Genomic DNA, 20,109 nt, shown 5'->3' with positions numbered 1-20,109 from the left:
TCTTGCCGGCCGGGCCTGCAATAGAAATCAAATATATATATTAAGGAGAACGAAAAATGAAGACATTACAGGATTATATCGATAAGTTAAATTCCCTGAACTTTAAGGAAATGTATGAGGGAGATTTCTTCCTGACCTGGGAGAAGACAGATGACGAGCTGGAGGCTGTATGGACCGTAGCTGACGCTCTGCGCTACATGAGAGAGAACAACATCTCCACAAAGGTATTTGAGAGCGGACTGGGCATCTCCTTATTCCGTGACAATTCCACACGTACACGCTTCTCCTTTGCTTCTGCCTGCAACCTGTTAGGCTTAGAGGTACAGGATCTTGACGAGGGCAAGTCCCAGGTTGCTCATGGCGAGACTGTTCGTGAGACAGCAAATATGATCTCCTTCATGGCTGACGTTATCGGTATCCGTGACGATATGTACATCGGCAAGGGCAATGCTTACATGCACGAGGTTGTTGACTCTGTTACCCAGGGCTACAAGGATGGCATCTTAGAGCAGAAGCCAACTCTTGTAAACCTGCAGTGCGATATCGACCATCCGACACAGTGTATGGCTGATATGCTCCACATCATCCATGAGTTCGGCGGCGTAGAGAACTTAAAGGGCAAGAAGCTGGCTATGACATGGGCTTACTCTCCTTCCTACGGAAAGCCATTATCCGTTCCTCAGGGCGTGATCGGCCTGATGACACGTATGGGCATGGAGGTTGTTCTGGCTCATCCGGAGGGCTACGAGGTAATGCCTGAGGTAGAAGAGGTTGCTAAGAAGAACGCTGAGAAGTCCGGCGGCTCCTTCCGCGTATCTCATGACATGGCTGACGCATTCAAGGATGCTGATATCGTATATCCAAAGAGCTGGGCTCCATTTGCTGCAATGGAAAAGAGAACCAACCTGTATGCTGACGGCGACACTGACGGCATCAAGGCTCTGGAGAAGGAGCTCCTTGCACAGAATGCAGAGCACAAGGATTGGTGCTGCACCGAAGAACTGATGAAGACCACAAAGGACGGCAAGGCTCTGTACCTGCACTGCTTACCTGCTGATATCAACGGCGTAAGCTGCGTAGACGGCGAGGTTGAGGCTTCTGTATTTGACCGCTACCGTGATCCTCTGTACAAGGAAGCAAGCTACAAGCCATATGTGATCGCTGCTATGATCATGCTGGCTAAGTTCGCTGATCCGGCTGACATTTTAAAGAAGCTGGAAGAGAAAGGAACTCCTCGCGTATTCAAATAGAATGACCGTTTGACACTCAGGGGCTGCCGGACCAGGTCCAGCAGCCCCTTCTTTCTTAAAACCGGAAAAGGGGAAGCAAAAAATGGAGAATAAAAAGAAAAAACGCATTGTCATTGCCCTGGGGGGCAACGCTCTGGGAAACACTCTGCCGGAGCAGATGAAGGCTGTAAAAATTACCGCCAAAGCAATCGTAGACTTAATTGAAGAGGGCTGTGAGGTGATCGTAGCCCATGGAAACGGCCCCCAGGTGGGCATGATCAACAACGCCATGGCTGCTTTAAGCCGCGAAGATGCAAACCAGCCCAACACACCCCTCTCTGTCTGTGTGGCAATGAGCCAGGCCTACATTGGCTATGACCTTCAGAACGCACTCCGGGAGGAGCTTTACAACAGGGATATCTACGATATTCCCGTTGCAACCATGATCACTCAGGTAAGGGTCGATGCAGATGATCCTGCCTTTGACGCACCTTCCAAGCCTATCGGACATTTCATGACCGAGGAACAGGCAAAGGTAGCGGAGGAAAAGTACGGCTATATCATGAAGGAGGATGCCGGCAGGGGTTACCGCCGCGTAGTTGCATCCCCGAAGCCTGCTGAGATCGTTGAGATCGGTGCTATCCGCTCTCTGGTGGATTCCGGACAGCTGGTGATCGCCTGCGGAGGCGGCGGCATTCCTGTGACACGCCAGGGCAATCACTTAAAGGGAGCCAGCGCTGTCATCGATAAGGATTTCGCCAGCGAGCTCTTAGCAGAGGACTTAAACGCGGATTTCCTCATTATCCTTACTGCAGTAGAAAAAGTAGCTGTCAACTTCGGAAAGCCGGAAGAAAAATGGCTGGATGATCTGAACACAGAGGAGGCAAGGGCACTGATCAAGGAGGGCCATTTTGCTCCGGGCTCCATGCTTCCCAAGGTTCAGGCCGCTGTAAAATTTGCTGAATCAAAGCCAGGGCGCACTGCTCTCATCACGCTCTTAGAAAAGGCAAAGGACGGTATCCAGGGAAAAACCGGTACTCATATACACTTAGCATAAAGGAGGGCATCCCAAATGAATACAGAAAAGCAGCATGCATCCCTGTTTGAGTTAGACGGAATACCAAAAATGAGCCAGGCAATCCCCCTGGCTCTCCAGCATGTAGTCGCAATGATCGTTGGCTGCGTTACCCCGGCCATCATCATTTCCGGCGCAGCCGGTATCGAGACAGCTGACCGTGTGATCCTGATCCAGGCATCCTTAGTGATCTCTGCTCTTGCCACTCTCCTGCAGCTCTTCCCTCTGGGCAATAAGAAAGGCTTTCATCTGGGAGCCGGCCTCCCCGTTATCCTGGGCGTAAGCTTTGCATACGTGCCCAGCATGCAGGCTATTGCTGAACAGTCCGGCATTTCCGCCATCCTGGGAGCCCAGGTGGTAGGCGGTATCTGCGCCCTTCTGGTGGGACTTACCATCAAGAAGATCCGCAAATTCTTCCCGCCGCTGATCACAGGTACTGTGGTATTTACTATTGGTCTTTCCCTCTACCCCACTGCCATCAACTACATGGCAGGCGGCGCCGGACAGCCAAACTATGGCTCCTGGCAGAACTGGGTGGTAGCAGTCTTTACTCTGGCAGTTGTTACTCTGCTCAACCACTTTGCAACAGGCTTCCTGAAGCTGGCCTCCATCCTGATCGGAATGATCGCTGGCTACATTTTCTCCATTCCCTTTGGAATGGTCAGCCTTTCCAGCGTGGGAGAAGCAGGCCTTCTCCAGATGCCGAAGGTGATGCATTTCGGTATTACCTTTGAGGCATCTGCATGCATCGCTCTTGGACTTTTGTTTGTCATTAACTCCGTTCAGGCCATTGGTGACTTCTCGGCTACCACAGCAGGAGGCCTTGACAGGGAGCCCACCACAGAGGAGCTCCAGGGCGCCATTCTGGGCTACGGTGTCTCCAACATCATTGGCGCCATCTTTGGCTGCCTTCCCACCGCTACCTACAGCCAGAACGTAGGTATCGTGTCCACCACAAAGGTGGTAAACCGCGTGACCTTAGGACTTTCCGCCCTCATCATCCTGGTGGCAGGCCTCTTTCCTAAGTTCTCCGCTCTTTTGACAACCATCCCATATGCGGTGCTGGGCGGTGCAACGGTGTCTGTATTCGCTTCCATTGCCATGACAGGCATGAAGCTTGTAATGTCCGAAGAGATGAACTACCGCAACACCTCCATCGTGGGACTTGCCGCTGCCCTGGGCATGGGCGTTTCACAGGCCTCGGCCTCCCTGTCCGCCTTCCCGTCATGGGTAACCACCATCTTCGGCAAATCCCCCGTGGTCATTGCCACCCTGGTTGCCATTTTCCTAAACATCACTCTTCCGAGAGACAAGGCCCCCGTAAAACGGGCTTAATATATTCGATGCAGTCTGCCTAGTTGCTGCGTGAGAAAATCCCTCTGGCTTTTGGCCAGGGGGATTTTGCTCTTCTCCTCTGTTATCTCCAAACAAGCTCCGCTTTTCCTGCTCTGATCACCGTTTACTGCTGCAGATCAATTCCTGATCTGATCCAGAATAAACGGATCCTTTATCTTCTTATCCTCTGCCAGCAGCACGATCTTTGACATGATCTCCGCTGTCTTCGGGTCCTCATCCACAAAGGGGAGGAACAGCTTGCCCCGCTTCTGGCTGTGGACTGGGAGGATGTGGAGCATGGCTCCGCCCTGCTGGTGGATGACACCGCTTCCGAGATGGACAGTATAGGAGGCTCTGGCCCCCTCTATCAGGGCATGGCTGTCCTTTAACGTCACGTTCTTTAAGCCGAACAGAGGCAGATTGAATTCTACGATGGCACGGCGCATCTCGATGGTGGAATGGCTGGTCTCCGGGTCAACGCCGCCTGCATGGGCCACACTGACTGCCAGGTCCACATCGCGCATGACCTCGCTGTAGATCAGATCCGGTACCTTTTCAATGGTAAGGGATTCATAGGTCTTGCGGTCGGAAAATTCCACCCACTCCAAGGTCGGTGCCTCCACATCGCTGGGCGAGAACCAGTCTGCCAGGGCATAGATGCGGGCCACGATATTCTCCTTGTAGTAGATCTTCTGCAGCCCTTCCTCATAGTCCGCTACCCAGCGGCGGCTCTTTAAGCAGCCCACGGTCTTCTGGGGCTGGATCTGGTTACCTGCAAACATGCGGGAGGCCTTCTGTCCCAGCTCCTCCGGCAGCTTTACATAGAGCTCCCTGAATACCTGCTTGAAGGGCTGGCGTATCTGGCGGTCAAACAGGGCCTTCTGGTACTCATGCCAGCTGCCCAAGCGGTACAGATCCAGAGGATGGGCGATGCGTATCCGGCTGTCCGGGGAGAGCAAAGTCACATCTCCATCCCAGGACAGGAGGCAGAGGCCTTCCCCTCCAACCTGCAAAAATCCCAGCTTCTCCCCATATCCGAACACCAATGGCCGGAGGATCGCCTGCACCACCGGATTCTCATAGAGCCTGCCGATCTCCGCTGCCTCGAAGACTGCCCCTGTCTCCATGGACTCCTCCATCATCTTCCTTGTCCTTAAGTACTGGTCCTTAAGCTTCTTATTAGCCTCCTTTACCTCTGTTACATAGGGGTTCTTTCCCAGCCTGGAGGGCAGTGATTTTAATGTCTTTCCGCCCTTGCGGCAGAGGATGCTGCTCTTACCGTCCTCATTGATCGTGAGCATAATTTCCACATCATCCACTGCCGTCCATTCCATATAGGGCTTAAACTGCTCTGCCAGCCGCGTCTCCATGTTCAGGGTCAGGCGGGTGACATCGGTAAAGCCTGCATGGGTACTTAAGTTTACTAGGGCGATCTGGGCAGCCTTGCCCTCGCTGGCCCGCCTCTGGGCCCCGAACTGGCGGCTTTCCTTTAAATACTGCTGGATAAATTGATACCTCTCCAGCATATCCTTCTCCTTGTCCTCCCCAAAGGGCACAAGGCCGTAGCTCATGATCAGATCCTTATTCCGTTTTTCCTTAATCTCTTTACCCAGAGCAGAAAGCTTTGTCTTTCCAGTGGCTGCATCCGCATATTTCCTGGCCCTGGAATGCTTCTGGCCATCGGAAATGTATTTGGCAGCATTGTAGAGCATACTGAAATTCTTTTCTCCCAGCAGGCCATAAGCCTCCCTGAACCAGTCAATATCAAAGGCACCATCCTGAAGCTCCTCCGGCGACAGGGGGGTATATCTGGCAATAATAGCTGCCTTCTGATCGTCAAAGCGCTCATTCATATGGGCCATGAAGTAATAGCAGCCGCTCTTTAATCCCTCCCAGCCCAGATATTCCTGGATGATATCGATCCACTGGGGCGCGTACATTGCCACCTCTACCAGTCTGGCCGCCTTGATACTCGTTCCCTTCAGGGCTTCCTTCAAGACAGCGCCATTTTCCCCCTCTGCGGGATAGCAGGCCTTTAACAAATGGCTCAGCACATCCCTCTTTGTCACCAGTCTGGAACGGTAGTACCAGTAGTAGTAGGCCTCCCGTCCCAGGGTGTCCTTTCCCAGAGCCATCAGGATACGGGTGAGATAGCCGATCCCCCGGATATAATTGATCCCGCGGATATCCCCGGAAAACTCGGTCTCCGCCTCGCCCCGGCGAAGCTCCGTATCCACCATCACAGGAACGATTGTCTGGTAGAGCTCTCTGATCAGGCTTCCCAGCCAGGTATCCGGGCCCAGAGAGGACTCTCCCTTCTCATACAGCTCCTTTGCCACATCCTGCCCAAAGAATACGTTCATATAGCGGCGGTTTAAGGGCTTGATGCATTCCCCCTTTTCCACCTTTGTGATGATCTGCAGGTTGTCATAGCGCCCGAAATATTCCAGCACTGCCTTATACAGGATATCCCTGGATATCAGGCCCAGATGATAGGCCTTTAAAAACCAGTAGGTATTTATGGGCGTAAGCGCCCCGCTCCCGCCTCCTATGGTAATACTGTTGGAGTTTGTATTTGACGCAACAAACTGACGCTGCTTTTTATTCTCCCGGCATTTTTTCTCAAAGGTCCAGGCTGCCTCAAAGGCCTCTGCAAATTCTTCATCCGTCTCCCAGCAGGCCAGGCCTTCAAAATACCGGTTAAGAACAGGCAGGCTGTTTAAAAGGCTGGAGGTATCATACATTTTCCCATTCCATCCTTTATACTGGTATTTGATATTCTTATTTTCCGCTGTTACCACCTTTGTCAGAGCCCGGACAGCCTGAAGCCCGGCCTGAAGGAGAGCCTTCTTATCCAGATATTCAAAGCGGAAGTTCAGCCGGATATCCTGCACCTGCCGCCAGTAGACCAGATTTAAGGGCAGCGGCTTAAAGGGCATTCTTCCAAAAACTGCCTTATAGAAGATCCCTGCATTCTTATAGGAATCCCCTGCATTAGCAAAGATCCTTGCCTCCCACTGCACAAAGGTCAGGTAATCCCCGATCTCTTCCTCGTAAAATTTGGCAAATACCTCCTGCAGAGGGTAATTCTTCAGGCGGTACCGCTCTCTCATACCCGCATTTTCCTTTGTCATACACGTATAGGAATTCCCCAGAAGAGCCTTCTCCCCATAAGCCGTATCATACTCATAATCCTTATACTCTGCTATGAGCCTGTCCAGCTTTTTGATCTTCTCTATGGCCTCCTCCTCCGAAAGGGGCAGCAGGCAGTCCGGCCCAGGGCTGGTCTTTTGGGCAGCCAGCATGGTCTCCGGCGCATCCGGATCATAAATGCCAAAGCCCTTCTGGCTTGCAGCCGGCAAAGTGCCCTCCTCCCCTCCCAGGATCTCTTTTAGCAGGATCTTCTCCTTATCCGTAGGATTCTCTATGGTTTCCGCCAGGGATCTCACGCTCTCATAGCATTTTTCCCGCTTCTTTTCCTTTGAAAGGCGCAGGAGCATATCCAGCCCGGCACTGCGCTTTTCCTCTTTCTTATCAGCCAGAAGGCGTGAAAGGCAGCCCTTCATGTCCTCCCCGTCCTGATCCATCAGAAAACAGATCAGCTGTGCTCTGAGGCCGCTCCTCTTAAAGCGCAGCATGTCCTCCATAATGCGGTAATCCTCCGATGTCAGTGTCAGCTTCTTTACCATCTGGACCGCTTTTTCCGAGGAGGTGGAATCTGCACTTCCCATGTACTCGATCAGGTATTTTCTCTGATCTGCGTTGGCAGGAGAAAAAAGCAGCAGGTTGATAAGATAGCTTCTCTCATAGGAGCTTCCTGTGATCTCTCCCAGCCGTCCCGCCATATATGTGATCTTCTCCTCATCCTGGAGCACATAGGCAGTAAATGCCAGCTGCTCGATCACCACAGAGGGCGTAAGCCCCACGCTGTACCACGGGAAAATACAGGGAGACCAGGTAATCCCCTTTTTAGGCAGGCGCTTGTAAATATCCATGAAAATATCGTAGACCTTTTCCGCCTCCTCCCTGTCCTTAAAATACTCTGTCAGTTCAGGCTTTCTGGGCGTCACAGACTCTCTCGGATACACGCTGCGCCCGCCGCTGCCATAGAGCAGGTCACGTATCTGCCTGTAAAGAGGCGCCAGGTAGGCCGGAAGAAAGGCTGCCGTCAGCTCCAGGTCATCACTGTGTTCCAGCACTACCTTTTTTGCTGCCCGGATCTTCAGGCTCTCGTCATGCAGGTTAAGATTATAATAGGAGGCTGCCAGCTTCTGGGCCTTCGTGCCCTTATCAATGAGGACTTCCATGGCCTGTATGGCCTCCTGCACCTCGAAAAAGCCCAGGGCCCACAAGCTCGTGTTGATGGCAACTGCGTCATTTGTCTCCAGCTGTTTTCTGCAGAACTCTTTATCCCTCAAGGATTGTCCCATCAGGCTTAAAAGCTTTCCATTCACTCTGTCCACATTGTTCTCATCAAAGATACCGATCCAGGCGGACACTGCCCGCTTTACCGAAGAGAACCGGATGAGATCATTATCCTCAATTACCTTTAAGAGCTTTCCGTAAGCCGCCGGTGTTCCCTCATCCATAGTCTCACAGATCGCCTGCCTTAGCCCCTCCTGGAGCCTGGCGGCCAAAAGCAGGCGGCAGATCAGCTCGTGAAGCTCCCCGCTGTCCGAGCGGAGGATGCCCAGGATCATCTCCCGGTCCAGATAAGCCGTATTGTTCTCGCTTAGGATCAGCTCTTTTAAGGCCCCGATCACTGCCTGATTTCCCCTGTCGATCTCCGCCGCATAGATATAGGAAAAGCCCCTGTTGATCTCCCACTCATTTTTCACATAATCTAACATCTCCGGATCCATACGCCTTAATATGTAATCCTCGATCCGGTCTCCCAGATAGAACAGCTTTTCATACACAGACAGCAGGGAAAATGCCTGGACCATCTGAGGCCCGTAGCTTGCTGTGCGCACAGTCCTCCTGTTCCAACCGCGGGAAAACGGAAACTGGTTCAGCTTGTCAATGATATAGAGGAAGGAATCCTGAAAATGCTCCGGCACAAAAACGTCTAACAGCGCCTTGTGGGGCCGCATACCCGGCAGCAGTCCTTTCTGATTGAACCACTGGGAGGGCTTTTTCTCCGGCTTGCTGTAAAATTCCTTTGCAACACGCAGCGTCACGCTTCCCATCCGCTCCCGGCCCTTTACCTCTTTGGCCAGCTCCTTATCATTGCCGGAAAGCTTTTCAATCCTCTTATCCAGAGCCGCCTGGCGCTTCCTTGTGATCTCCCGCCTTGTATTGTAATCAAAATCTGCCATCTTACCACATCCTCCCCGCTAACATTGTAAGTCTCACAAAGGTAAATACCTGCTCCTCCGTCACCTGGATGTCCTCATCCAGTTCCTCTAAGGGCTTATCGTCCATAAATATCCTGTATATCCCATCCTCAAAGCACTGGATGGCGTTCTCCTGGGCCTTGACGATATCTGCCGGCTTTCCGCCGTAGTTCACCCCAAAGCCGACCTTCCCTGTCCGGGCTTTGTCCTCGATCTCCTCTGGGCTCAGGATCCCAAAAAGCCCTGCTATTTCCCGTCCTGGCTCCTCCCCGGAGCTCTCCCATCTGCCTGGCTCACAGCCCTCCTTTCCGGATGCCTGGCCCCGGAGCCTTCTGTTGTACTCCCCTGCACAGCTTTCCGTCACTGCCAGGATCAGCTCCCGCACCGTTGACGGCCTTCCTCCGATCTCATATACCGCCTCCTGGACAGCGGCCTTTTTCCTGCCGATCTTCTTTACATTTACTTTTATTTTCAAAAATCCTACCTCCTGTCTGCCAGCAGTCCTCTCTTCTTTTATTGAAAGAAATTTTACAATAAATGTCAAGTGTTTTCAGAAATAATTAAGGCAGCAGGTGAACCTCATCCTGCTGCCCTTGTTTCCTATATTTCTCCATGAAATTCTCTGTCCTTATAGTAATACTTCCTGTCCTCCTCCGTGACGGCCCGGATCACGCGGCAGGGATTTCCGGCGGCAATGACCCAGTCGGGAATGTCCTTTGTCACAACGCTTCCGGCGCCAATGACCGTGTTGCTTCCGATATGGACTCCGGGAAGGATAACAGAATTTCCTCCGATCCACACATTATCTCCGATCGTGATGCCAATGCCGTACTCATAGGCTGTGTTCCTGGCTTCCGGGTGCACCGGATGACCTGCTGTGTAGATGGCTACATTAGGGGCCAGCATACAGTTGTCACCGATGATGATCTTTGCCGTATCCAGCATGGTACAGTTGTAATTGGCAAAAAAATTCTTCCCAACTTCGATGTTAAAGCCATAGTCACAGTAAAACGGCGGGTTGATAAATGCATTTTCCGATTTTCCAAGGATTTCCTTTATCATGGAGGATAGTGCCTCAAAGTCCGATCTGTCTGCAGTGTTGAATCTCTGAAGCAGTCTCCGGCAGACCTTCTGCTCCTCCATCACTGCCTTATCTGAAATATAGGGCAGTTCCAGCCGCCTTCTCTCTATATTATCCATTTTCTCATTTCTCCTCTGTACGGTATTTTCTGCTGTTTTCCGATTGTTTTCTTCCTGTCAGCCTCCCAGGGCCTTCATAACCCCCAGGGCTATCAGCAGCGCGCCGCTGACCCAGCCCAGATCACAGTTCCATCTCATGGCAGCCTTTTTCCCCAGCCACAGTCCTGCCTCCATCGTACCGATTCCGAGTACAAAAGCCAGGGCCACCGTGAACATCCCGGATAGATCCAGAAATGCTGCCATGGTGCCCACTCCCAGACTGTCAATGGACATTGCCAGAGCCAGAAATATGGTTTCCCGCCATCCCAATGACTTTGAGTTATCTGCATCCGCAGCCATGGGATCACCATAAATATGGATGATCACCTGAAGGCCTGAGAGGGAAAAACGAAGACTGCGCACAGAGCTTAAGCTCCTGTTGATCATTTCTTTTATTCCATAATCCAGACATTTTACAAGGCCCAAAAGGATCAGGCTCACTGTACAGATCACCCTGGCAAGGTTTTCCGGCACCAGAGCATCTAAAACAGTGCCCAGGCCCAGTGCCAAACCTAAGGAGCCGCTGCAGATGGCATTCAACAGCACGGCCTTGCCCCAGGAAACCTCCACACGGTGGGCTCCGTAGGCCATACTTGCCACGAAGGTATCCATGCAGAGGGCAAATACTAAAATAAGACTTTGAACCATTTCATCATCTTGATTCTTTTTCTTTTAGTATATTCCCCTGTCTCCTGATTGCCCCTGCTCCTCCTGGGACTGCTCTTTGGAAAGCTCCTCCATCTTAAGCTGGAGCTCTTCCTCCACCTCTGCCTTGATCTCTGCCTCCTGCTCCGGGTTAATGTCCGGCAGGTCCTGAACAGAGCCCACGCCAAAGCGGCGCAAAAATTCCTCTGTAGTGGCAAATAAGGCCGGGCGGCCAGGCGCATCTAAGCGGCCCACCTCATATACCAGGTTATATTCCACCAGGCGGTTGACTGCGTGGTCGGACTTCACTCCGCGTATCTTCTCGATCTCCATCTTCGTTACCGGCTGCTTATAGGCAATGATGGACAAGGTCTCCAGAACCACCTCTGTGAGTACCTGCTTTTTGGGAGAAGCCGCAACACGTATCAGGTTTTCATAGTATCCGGCTTTGGTGCACATCTGGTAGCTGTCCTCCAGCTGAGTGATCTCCATGCCCCGCTTCCCGCTCTGATAGCGTTTCATCAGCCGTTCCACTGCCTTTTTTGCAGTCTCCTTACTCTGTCCGATCGCCGCCGCCAGCTGTCCCAGCTCCACAGAATTTCCCATAGTAAAGAGCACGGCCTCTATGACCGCCTCCTGCTCCTTTTCATCTTCTGTGGGCGGGAAGGCAGGCTCCTGCTGCTTCTCTTCCCCAGCTGCTGCCTTTCCTGCCGTATCCCTCTCTTCTGCCCTGACACCGACGTCCTTTTCTTCATTTTTGCCCATATTCCCATCAACCCTATCCTTCAAAATCATCCAGCCCTGCCAGATCCAGCTCTTCCTCTTCTCCTTCAGGCTCCAGTGTCTCTATCTCCATATCCCCGAAGATCTCCTCCTGACTCAGGGATATCTTCCCGATCTTCATCAGTTCCAGCACTGCCAGAAAGGTCACGATCACCTCCAGCTTGTCCCTCTGTCCCTCCAGGAGCTGGCGGAAGCTGAATTTTCTCTCCCTTCTTGCAAAGGCCATCACAGAGCCGATCTTCTGCTCCAGGCTCACAGGCTCCCGTTTTATGGTTCCAAAGCTGCTTCGTATGGGATCGATCTTGTCCTCCCTGCGCTTCATCACCTGCTCAAAGATGCGCTGGAGCTTTGCCAGGGTCAAGCCGTCCAGAAGCTGATCCAGATCCACTGGAGGCTGGTAGCGCGCCACCTCAGGAGGCAGGGTGGATGGCTTGTAAAAATGGCGCAGCGCATCCTTTTCCCGGTCTGCCAGCTCATCCGCCATGAGCTTGTAGCGCTTATATTCCAACAGCCTTGCTACCAGCTCTGCCCTGGGGTCGATCTCCTCGCCCTCCTCGTCCACTTCCTTCGGAAGGAGCATCCGCGCCTTGATGTCCAGCAGTGTGGCTGCCATCACCAGAAATTCGCTGACAATATTCAGATCCTCCCTCTCCATGTTCCGCACATACTCCAAATATTGAGCAGTAATATCCACAATCGGGATGTCATATATATCGATCTTATTCTTCTCTATGAGATGGAGCAGAAGATCCAGAGGACCTTCAAAATGCTCCAGCTTATACGTTATGGTTTCCATTGCTTCTCCTGTTCACGCCTTTTCGAGTGCTCTCCTCTTCACCTTCAGAACCACCAGCTGCGGCCGGTTGTTCAGCCGTATATTGATCGAATGGGTGCCCAGGCCCCGGCTCACCACCATGGCCTTTTCTCCTATATAAAATGTTCCTGCACAGACAGGAAGGAAAAACTGGTACTGAGGCGTCATGACGCCTCCCAGCCATGGAAGCCGTATGGTGCCTCCGTGGAAATGGCCTGACAGGGTCAGATCTGCTCCCCAGTCAGCGTATTCCTTAAAATAAAGGGGAGAGTGGGCGAGAAGGATCTGAAAGGGCTCTCCAATAGGCCCCTGTCCAGAAGGCCCGGCCCCCAGCTTTTTCTCAAGATACCCCTGCTCCATGGGCTCTTTCCTCTGGAGCAGAGCCTTCCTGTAAAAGCATTCGTCCAGATCCAGGGCCGTTATGCGTATATCACATTCCAACAGTGCCGACTCATCCTCTAAGTATATCACTCCCATGTCTGTCAGCTGCTTCTTATAGACCTCATACTGTCTTCCGTAGGTCTCCCGCTCCCACGTCATGCGGTTCTCATGATTTCCATTGCCGCAATACATCGGATATCTGGATGACAGGCTGGAAAATAGTGACAGAGGCACACGTGTATCCGCATTTCCCTTTGCTATCATCATATCTCCGCCGGAAAGGACAGCATCTGGCCTCACACTGTCAATCGCTTGAAGAAGCTCTGCATTTCCCTTGCCAAATTCCTTATTATGTAGGTCCGACAAAAACACAAGCGTTCTATCCCTTAACACCTTATCCGTCACAATCTCTACGGTCTCTACTGCCAAAGCACCTCTCTCATACTGAGAACGTGCCAGGCAGAGTAAGCCTGCCCCAATGGTTACGGCTGCTGCTTCTCTCCACATAGCCACCTCGATTTTTTCTGCCGCGGAAAGCGGCCTTTTTTCCCTACAATTCAAAGGTTCCATTCTTAAACAGGCCGATGACCTCCAGCAGGCTTTCACACTCCGCTGCAAGAAGGGCCTTGATCTCCGGCGTGGGAAGGGTCAGGTCAGGCACCATTACCGGATAAAATCCCCCTGCTGCCGCTGCACGGATGCCGTTGAAGCTGTCTTCCAGCACCATGCACTCCCCTGGCTCTACCCCCAGTCTCTTTGCTGCCAGAAGAAAGATCGCCGGATCAGGCTTGGCCTCCTCCACCATATCTCCGTAGATAAACTCATCAAAATAGCTGTCAACCCCTGCTCCCTTTACATTTCCCTGGGTCCACTCCTTGCTGCTGGCCGTGGCAATTGCAAGCTTTGCACCATTTTCTTTTAAATAGGAAAGAAGCTCCTTTAAGCCCTTCTTTACCGGAACGCCCTTTTCTGCCACCCACTGGTAGGAAAACCCGCGTTTCACCTTCCGTATGCTGTCATAATCAATGCTGTCCCCAAAGCGCTCCCGGAAAGCCGCTGCACCCTTTTCCGGCCTGGCCCCTCTCAGATCCCTGAAAAAGTCCTCTCCCAGCTTGATGCCATAGGGTGCAAGAGCCGCATCCCATGCCTTCACGGAAAGGCGTTCTGTGTCAAACATAAGGCCGTCCTGGTCGAATATCACTGCCTTTATCTTCTTTCCCATTTTTTATTCTCCTCTGTACCTTTCACTTCTTGCGACATTGTAACATACTTCCCAGTCTTTGTAAAACCAATTCTGCCTGCGGCGGAGGAAGGGAGCGGCTCTCTGCCCCGCCCCCGCAAAACCAGCTCCGTTACTGCTCCTGCAAAAACCAGGGAGCCAGCTCCTTTCTGGCAAAATATCCCTGTTCATGATGGCACACCGGGCATTCCTGGGGTGCCTCCTCCCGCTCGCAGATATAACCGCAGTTGGTACATACCCATGCGGTCTTCTTACTTCCCTTAAACAGATCCCCCTGGGACAGCAGATCTGCCAGGTACTGGAAGCGGTCCCCATGTGTCTTCTCGATCTCAGCGATCATGCGGAAGCTGGCTGCAATCTGGGAAAATCCTTCCTTTTCAGCAATTTCCCCGAAGGATCTGTACACCACATCATGCTCCTCATACTCATTGTGGGCAGCAGCCCTGAGCTGGGCCAGGGTATTCTGCTCTGCATCCACCGGATAGCCGCCGTCTATCACGATCGTCTCCTTGTCAAGAGGCTCCAAATACTTGTAAAAAATTTCCGCATGCTCCTTCTCCTGATTGGCCGTATATTGGAGCACTGCCTCCACCATAGGCATTTTCTGGGCTTTTGCGAGCTCTGCTGCGAAGGTATAGCGCGCTCTGGCCTGACATTCCCCTGCAAAGGCCCGCATAAGGTTTTTGGCTGTTTCACTTGCTTTCAAATCTGGCATATGTGATTTCTCCTTCCATTTTAAACATTCAGGCGCTGCCTGCACAGGCCTCCTCCTGATATCGATCCGATACAGCTTATACTATGTGTAAATTCCCGAAATTTTATTCCTTTTTTCCAACTTTTCCAACTATTTCTTGTATTTCCCCTATACACATGATATAATCCAATTACTGATAACAAAGCTGCATGTGCCGGCAGCGGACGCACCGATGCGCTGCGAAGGTCCGGCGGACGCATGTGGTATATCTGAATACATGCCGCCTGTCCGGCGGAGGATTTTTTTCGTAAAGACTGCCAAAAAGGAGGAACATACTATGATCCGATACGACCGTCTGTGGGAAACAATGGCTGCCAAAGGCATGACCCAGTACAGGCTCATCAAGATGCACAATTTCAGCGCAGGCCAGATTGGACGCCTGAAGAAAAACATGCATGTCTCCACCCACACTCTCGACACACTGTGCAGCCTGCTAGAATGCGGGATCAACGATATCATCGAATATGTACCTGACCATCCCGCAGGCTCTGCGGAGTCTCCAGCGTCCAAAGCACCCGAACCAGAGACGCAAAAAGCTCCGGAAGCTCCAAAAGAGCCCATTGCACCTGTGCCAGCCGAAAAAGCCCCTGCACCAAAACAGAAAAAAGCCGACTCCTCTAAAAATGACAAGCCCAAAAAGGCCGCGAAATCAAAAAAGGGAGAAAAAAAGGCTTCCAAGGGCGAGAAGAAGGGGAAAGAAGGAAAGAAAAATAAATAATCTTTAAAAAAGGAGGCCGCGTTTATGTACAAATTATGGGAAGATTTAAAGAAAGCAAAGGAATACAAATGGGTGGAGCTGTCTCACTCATTAAACAACGAAAGCCCCTACTGGGCTGGTATCCCGGAGGGTTCTTTGGAGCTGTCAAAGACCGTATTCGACTGGGGCAATGAAATGCTGGACTGCCTGATACAGACCTTCAAATTTCCGGGACAGTTTGGAACACACATTGATTTTCCGGGCCATTTCATCAAGGGCGGAGACCTTTCCGAGAAATACGGTGTGAAGGACATGACCTTCCCCCTCTGTGTCATTGATGTGACCGGGAAGGTAAAGCAGGATGTGCACTATGCGGTGACCGTAGAGGACATCAAGGCATATGAGGCCGCCTACGGCGAGATTCCTGAAGGTGCCTTTGTAGCCCTTTACACCGGCTGGAGCAGGCATTGGCCTGACATGGACGCGATCTCCGGGCTGGACGAAAATGGCGGTGAGAATTTCCCAGGCTGGTCCATGGAAGCATTAAAGTACATTTACGAGGTGAGAAATGCCGCAGCCAACGGTCATGAGACCATGGATACAGACGCCTCGGCCCTGGCAGCAGAGGCCGGAGATCTGGCCTGCGAGCGCTATGTGCTCAGCATGAACAAAATACAGGTTGAAGTCATGTGCAATCTGGACCAGGTTCCTGCTGCCGGAGCCGTTGTCATCGTATCCTTCCCCAGGATCGAAGGTGCTACCGGGCTTCCTGCACGGGTATGGGCAGTATTTGAATAGGAAAAAGAATCTGAAAAAAGGGGGGCTATACCCCCTTTATAAATTTTGTAGGCGATTTTAACGTATATTTCTTAAACACAGAGCAGAAATGCTTATAATCGGTAAATCCCACTTCCTCTGATATCTCGCTGATCCGGTACTGCCTGGTATTTAACAGGACAATGGCCTGCTGCACCCTGTATTTATTCAGAAAATCCAAAAAAGTCTGGCCTGTGATCTCCTTGAACTTGCGGCTTAAATAGCTGGCGCTGACTCCCAGCTCCTCACTGATCCCCTCAATGCTGATCTTCTCTGCGTAGCGTTCCCGGATGGCCTCAATGGTCCGGGACACATACCGGTTTTCTGAAAGGTCAAGCTGCATATAATATTCCAGGTTCAGATTGCCGCCCTCCAGCTCTGCCTGCTCCAGGGCATGCTCTACCTGGCGGGTGCTCGCGATCTCCTCTCCCAGCTTTTTCATGATCTCCCCCAGAGCTTCCTCATCCACCGGCTTTAACAGGTATTCGCTGACCCTGGCTTCAATAGCTCTTCTGGCATACTCAAAGTCTGCATAGCTTGTCAGGAGAATGCTCCGAAACCGCACCTGCTCTGAGGCCTTTTTTATCATCTCAATGCCATCCATAAAGGGCATGCAGATATCTGCGATCACCACATCCGGCTTGTATTCCACGATTTTTTCCAGTCCCTCCCTGCCGTTGGCTGCCTCTGCCACCACCACACAGTCCATGGAAAGCCAGTCCGTGGTATACACAAGGCCTTTTCTTATCATATCTTCATCTTCTGCAATCAAAACCCGCAGCATGTTTTCTCCTTTCTGTCAATAATGCCTGATCCGGCCAGCCCCTTTTCCCTGCGGTCCGCAGCCTGATACCAAAGACTGCTCTGGAAATATGGCCCGCTCAAGCTCCTGCCCTTCTCACAGGAACTGTCACCACCAGCGTTGTGCCGTGTCCCTCCATACTCCGTACCTCCACCCCATAAGGCCTGCCATACAAAAGCGTGATCCTTCTGTGGATATTGTAAAGGCCGGAGTGCCTGCTGGTATTCTCCTTCTGCTCCAGCAGATTGGTGATCTCACTCAACACTGTCTGAGACATTCCCACGCCGTCATCCCTGCATATCATCGTAAGCGTTCCTTCATGGATATAGGCTTTCAGCTCTGTCTTTAAATTCAGCTGGTTTCCAAAACCGTACTTGACCGCATTTTCGATCATAGGCTGCAGCACCAGCTTCGGGATGCGGCAGTCAAGAGCCTCCTCCTCCACATCGATCCGGTATTCAAACCGGCTTCCAAAGCGCCTTTCCAGTATGGTAAGGTAGTTTTTCAGGTGCTCCAGGTCTTCCCGCAGAGGCACCTGGTCCTTGCTGCCATCCAGACTGTAACGCAGCAGGTTTGACAGGCTGTACACCATGCGTTCTGCTGTAGCCGGCTCCAGCTTACACATGTATCGGATGTTCTCCAGGGTATTGTAGAGGAAATGGGGGTTAAACTGGGATTCCAGCTGCTTATTCTGAGAGATAGCCACCAGCTCTGTCATCCTCCTGTTGTTCTCCATCTGTCTCTTTAAGCTGTCTATGGTCTCATTCCAGGCCTCCGCAATGATCTTAAATTCATTGTCGCTGTCAATATGGATCACGCTGTCCAGCTGGCCTTCCCTGACCTGCCCCATGACCTCCAGTATGCGGTACAGATCCGCCGTCTTCTTCTCTGTCACTACCCTGGAGCTCACAAATACCCACACGGTCATGAGAGCCAGGGCCGTCACCACCAGGGCGCTGCAGATGGTCAGGGATACTACGATATTCTGGATATCTGATACCGAGTATACCTCAAACATCCCCCCGCAGACCGCCTGCCTGTCCGCCAGGTACATCTTCCCGTCATATGTCAGATAGCTTCCCGCCTGTTTTAACACAGGGCGTATCTGATTGCTGTCTGTCAGGAAAATGTAGCTGCTGTTAAAGAATACCCACCCAAAGCGGTCCACAATAATGGTTTGGGCATCCTGCTGGTCCATTGCGTTTAGGAACCGGCCGCTTCCAATGGAAAAGAGAACATACCCCTCCTGTCCCCGGTCAGACACAAGGCTTCTTCCCAGCACAATACTGCCCTCCTGATTTTTCCAGCCGTTCATAAGGCGCACGGCTGTCTCTCCCGGATGGCTTTCCATGGACTGGAAGATTCCCCAGGAAATATCGTCTTTGATATCCAGGTAATCCGGAAGGATCCGGCTGTTTGTCAGATACAGCTCCCTTTCCTTATCCAGGATATAAAAATCCGCTTCATAGCCCATCCGTCCCGCTGCCCGGTAAACACACTCAAACACCTGGGCCCGCTTTTCCTCATCCACAGGTCCCGCTGCCAGACCGGGGATGCGCGAGAGCTCTTTAAGGGCCTCCTCATAGCCGGAGATCACCTGCTCCAGCTTTCCTGCCACATAGCGGTTCTGCTCCAGATTGCTGCTCTTTCTGCCATGGATCAGGGCTGCCATAAAAAGGATGCCGCAGACAAGGGTAAACAGCACAGCAGGCACCACGGCATAGCCAAAGAACAGCCGCTGGAGCTCATCTCTGAAATATTTCTCCCGCTTCATTCGCCCGGCTCCTCTCTGTCTTCCCTGCCTGAGGCCTTTATGAACAGATCCATAAAATGCCTCTGCCACTCCTTCTTGTTCTGATTTACCACAGTCTCCTCATCATAGATCATATGAATGCTGTCCTTTGCCGGAAGATACTCCGCCTCCTTCACATCCACCCGCACAGACCGCCTGTTAAGCGTGGATGCGATCATAGCCTGGGCATCTCGCCCTGTCACAAAATCCACAAACTCCTTTGCCTCCTCCATATGGCCTGTCCCCTTTGCAATGCAGACCACATCGGGCTTTGAAATGACTCCCTCCTTCATATAGACCAGCCTGACCGGCCCATCCTCCTCTACATATCTGGCAGCTCCCTCCTCAAAGGTCAGTCCCACTGCAAACCGCCCTCTGGCCACTCCCTGGTAGACCTCGCTGGAGCTTTTTAGCAGCGTCCCATCCAGGTTTTCACAGAAGGCTTCCACATAATCCCATCCCTTTTCCGGCTCTCCTCCTCCCATGGCATAGAGCATGTTGATGAGATGCTCATAGGCCGAGGATGAGGTGGAGGGATTGCACATGGCGATCTTTCCCTTCAGCTCCGGCTTCAGGAGATCCTCATAGCCCTCGATCACAAGGCCGCCTGTCAGGTTGGTATTTACCATGATCACGCTGGGGATATCTGTAAAACGCGTCATACTGCCCTCTGTATTCTTAAATTCCTCCTGGACCATGGGTTCATTTTCGCTGATATATTGTTCAAAAAGCTCCTTTTTGGGAAGGTTGCTGGACAGGGACCCGCCCCAGAAAATGTCGCAGGCAGGCTCCTCGTGCTCTTCCACCATGGCAAGAAGCTCTCCGGTTCCCCCTGTCTGGACATATACCGGGATCCCTGTCTGTTCCTCAAACTCAGAGACGATCGGATTGATGAAATCCAGAGGGTGTGGACAGTAGATCACCAGCTCATTGTCAGAGGGAAGAACGGCCACTGCTCCATACGGACCCTTGCCCGGATCCCCTCCCCTCCCACAGGAGGCCAAAAACAGGACTGCCCCTGCTGTCAAGATCAAAAAAATGCCTGTTTGAAATAAATGTCGCTTCATACTGTTACCTGCATAAAAAAGAATCCTGCGGAGCATTTTGATTTTATAGGGAACGAAGTTTCCTATGAAATCAAAAAGGGAGGCAGATCCTCTGTGTGCAAGCA

At 52.0% G+C, this 20,109-nt stretch carries 17 protein-coding genes; 5 read left to right on the top strand and 12 right to left on the bottom strand.

Annotated features, from left to right (window positions below; genetic code table 11):
• The first annotated feature begins 56 nt into the window (after positions 1-56).
• The 3 genes from ygeW to LIZ87_RS06490 all read left to right on the top strand — a co-directional run bounded on the left by ygeW (position 57) and on the right by LIZ87_RS06490 (position 3,639).
• Positions 57-1,250 carry a knotted carbamoyltransferase YgeW gene (gene ygeW / locus LIZ87_RS06500; protein ID WP_178313950.1) on the top strand — a complete coding sequence of 398 codons (1,194 nt, stop codon included), beginning with the start codon at positions 57-59 and terminating at the stop codon, positions 1,248-1,250.
• 82 nt (positions 1,251-1,332) lie between these two features.
• A complete protein-coding gene (arcC, locus tag LIZ87_RS06495) occupies positions 1,333-2,286 on the top strand; it encodes a carbamate kinase (RefSeq protein ID WP_178313948.1) in 954 nt (317 codons plus the stop codon).
• Positions 2,287-2,301: 15 nt separating this feature from the next.
• Positions 2,302-3,639 (top strand): uracil-xanthine permease family protein, encoded by a 1,338-nt coding sequence (locus tag LIZ87_RS06490; RefSeq protein WP_227145903.1) that lies wholly within the window; start codon positions 2,302-2,304, stop codon positions 3,637-3,639.
• Positions 3,640-3,776: 137 nt separating this feature from the next.
• Here the strand turns inward: LIZ87_RS06490 and LIZ87_RS06485 are convergent, their stop codons facing one another.
• The 9 genes from LIZ87_RS06485 to rbr form a co-directional block, all read right to left on the bottom strand.
• A complete protein-coding gene (locus LIZ87_RS06485) occupies positions 3,777-8,957 on the bottom strand; it encodes a DUF4132 domain-containing protein (protein WP_227145901.1) in 5,181 nt (1,726 codons plus the stop codon).
• A 1-nt stretch (position 8,958) separates the two neighbouring features.
• A complete protein-coding gene (locus LIZ87_RS06480) occupies positions 8,959-9,450 on the bottom strand; it encodes a hypothetical protein (protein ID WP_178317105.1) in 492 nt (163 codons plus the stop codon).
• A gap of 125 nt (positions 9,451-9,575) precedes the next feature.
• Positions 9,576-10,175, bottom strand: a complete 600-nt coding sequence (locus tag LIZ87_RS06475) for a sugar O-acetyltransferase (RefSeq protein ID WP_178317104.1) — start codon at positions 10,173-10,175, stop codon at positions 9,576-9,578.
• Between the two features lie 57 nt (positions 10,176-10,232).
• The gene (locus LIZ87_RS06470; protein ID WP_227145899.1) at positions 10,233-10,862 is read right to left on the bottom strand and encodes a manganese efflux pump; all 630 of its coding nucleotides are present in this window, start codon (positions 10,860-10,862) and stop codon (positions 10,233-10,235) included.
• A 24-nt stretch (positions 10,863-10,886) separates the two neighbouring features.
• Positions 10,887-11,624 carry an SMC-Scp complex subunit ScpB gene (gene scpB, locus LIZ87_RS06465; RefSeq protein WP_227145896.1) on the bottom strand — a complete coding sequence of 246 codons (738 nt, stop codon included), beginning with the start codon at positions 11,622-11,624 and terminating at the stop codon, positions 10,887-10,889.
• Positions 11,625-11,637: 13 nt separating this feature from the next.
• Complete coding sequence (locus LIZ87_RS06460; RefSeq protein WP_227145894.1) at positions 11,638-12,438, bottom strand: segregation and condensation protein A; 801 nt, start codon at positions 12,436-12,438, stop codon at positions 11,638-11,640.
• A 12-nt stretch (positions 12,439-12,450) separates the two neighbouring features.
• Positions 12,451-13,344: a metallophosphoesterase gene (locus tag LIZ87_RS06455; RefSeq protein ID WP_227145892.1), complete on the bottom strand. Its 894-nt coding sequence runs from the start codon at positions 13,342-13,344 to the stop codon at positions 12,451-12,453.
• A 43-nt stretch (positions 13,345-13,387) separates the two neighbouring features.
• On the bottom strand, positions 13,388-14,059 hold the full coding sequence (locus LIZ87_RS06450) for an HAD family hydrolase (protein WP_227145890.1): 672 nt from the start codon (positions 14,057-14,059) through the stop codon (positions 13,388-13,390).
• Between the two features lie 130 nt (positions 14,060-14,189).
• Complete coding sequence (gene rbr, locus LIZ87_RS06445) at positions 14,190-14,792, bottom strand: rubrerythrin (protein WP_227145888.1); 603 nt, start codon at positions 14,790-14,792, stop codon at positions 14,190-14,192.
• A 256-nt stretch (positions 14,793-15,048) separates the two neighbouring features.
• Between rbr and LIZ87_RS06440 the strand changes: the two genes are divergently transcribed.
• The gene (locus LIZ87_RS06440; RefSeq protein WP_319638568.1) at positions 15,049-15,549 is read left to right on the top strand and encodes a helix-turn-helix domain-containing protein; all 501 of its coding nucleotides are present in this window, start codon (positions 15,049-15,051) and stop codon (positions 15,547-15,549) included.
• A gap of 24 nt (positions 15,550-15,573) precedes the next feature.
• Positions 15,574-16,326: a cyclase family protein gene (locus tag LIZ87_RS06435; protein ID WP_227145885.1), complete on the top strand. Its 753-nt coding sequence runs from the start codon at positions 15,574-15,576 to the stop codon at positions 16,324-16,326.
• Positions 16,327-16,351: 25 nt separating this feature from the next.
• On the opposite strand, the gene LIZ87_RS06430 is transcribed toward LIZ87_RS06435, so the two are convergent.
• From LIZ87_RS06430 to LIZ87_RS06420, 3 genes are all read right to left on the bottom strand, one after another.
• Positions 16,352-17,128: a response regulator transcription factor gene (locus LIZ87_RS06430; RefSeq protein ID WP_178316493.1), complete on the bottom strand. Its 777-nt coding sequence runs from the start codon at positions 17,126-17,128 to the stop codon at positions 16,352-16,354.
• A gap of 97 nt (positions 17,129-17,225) precedes the next feature.
• Positions 17,226-18,920 carry a sensor histidine kinase gene (locus tag LIZ87_RS06425; RefSeq protein WP_227145882.1) on the bottom strand — a complete coding sequence of 565 codons (1,695 nt, stop codon included), beginning with the start codon at positions 18,918-18,920 and terminating at the stop codon, positions 17,226-17,228.
• Entirely contained in the window at positions 18,917-20,005 is a 1,089-nt protein-coding gene (locus LIZ87_RS06420; protein WP_178317368.1) for an extracellular solute-binding protein, read from the bottom strand. Before LIZ87_RS06420 ends, LIZ87_RS06425 begins: the two co-directional genes overlap by 4 nt.
• Between the last annotated feature and the right edge of the window lie 104 nt (positions 20,006-20,109).

Origin of the sequence: Lacrimispora sp. 210928-DFI.3.58 (assembly GCF_020554865.1) — a bacterium.
Classification (GTDB): domain Bacteria; phylum Bacillota; class Clostridia; order Lachnospirales; family Lachnospiraceae; genus Enterocloster.
This window is presented reverse-complemented; position numbering and strand designations above follow the sequence as displayed.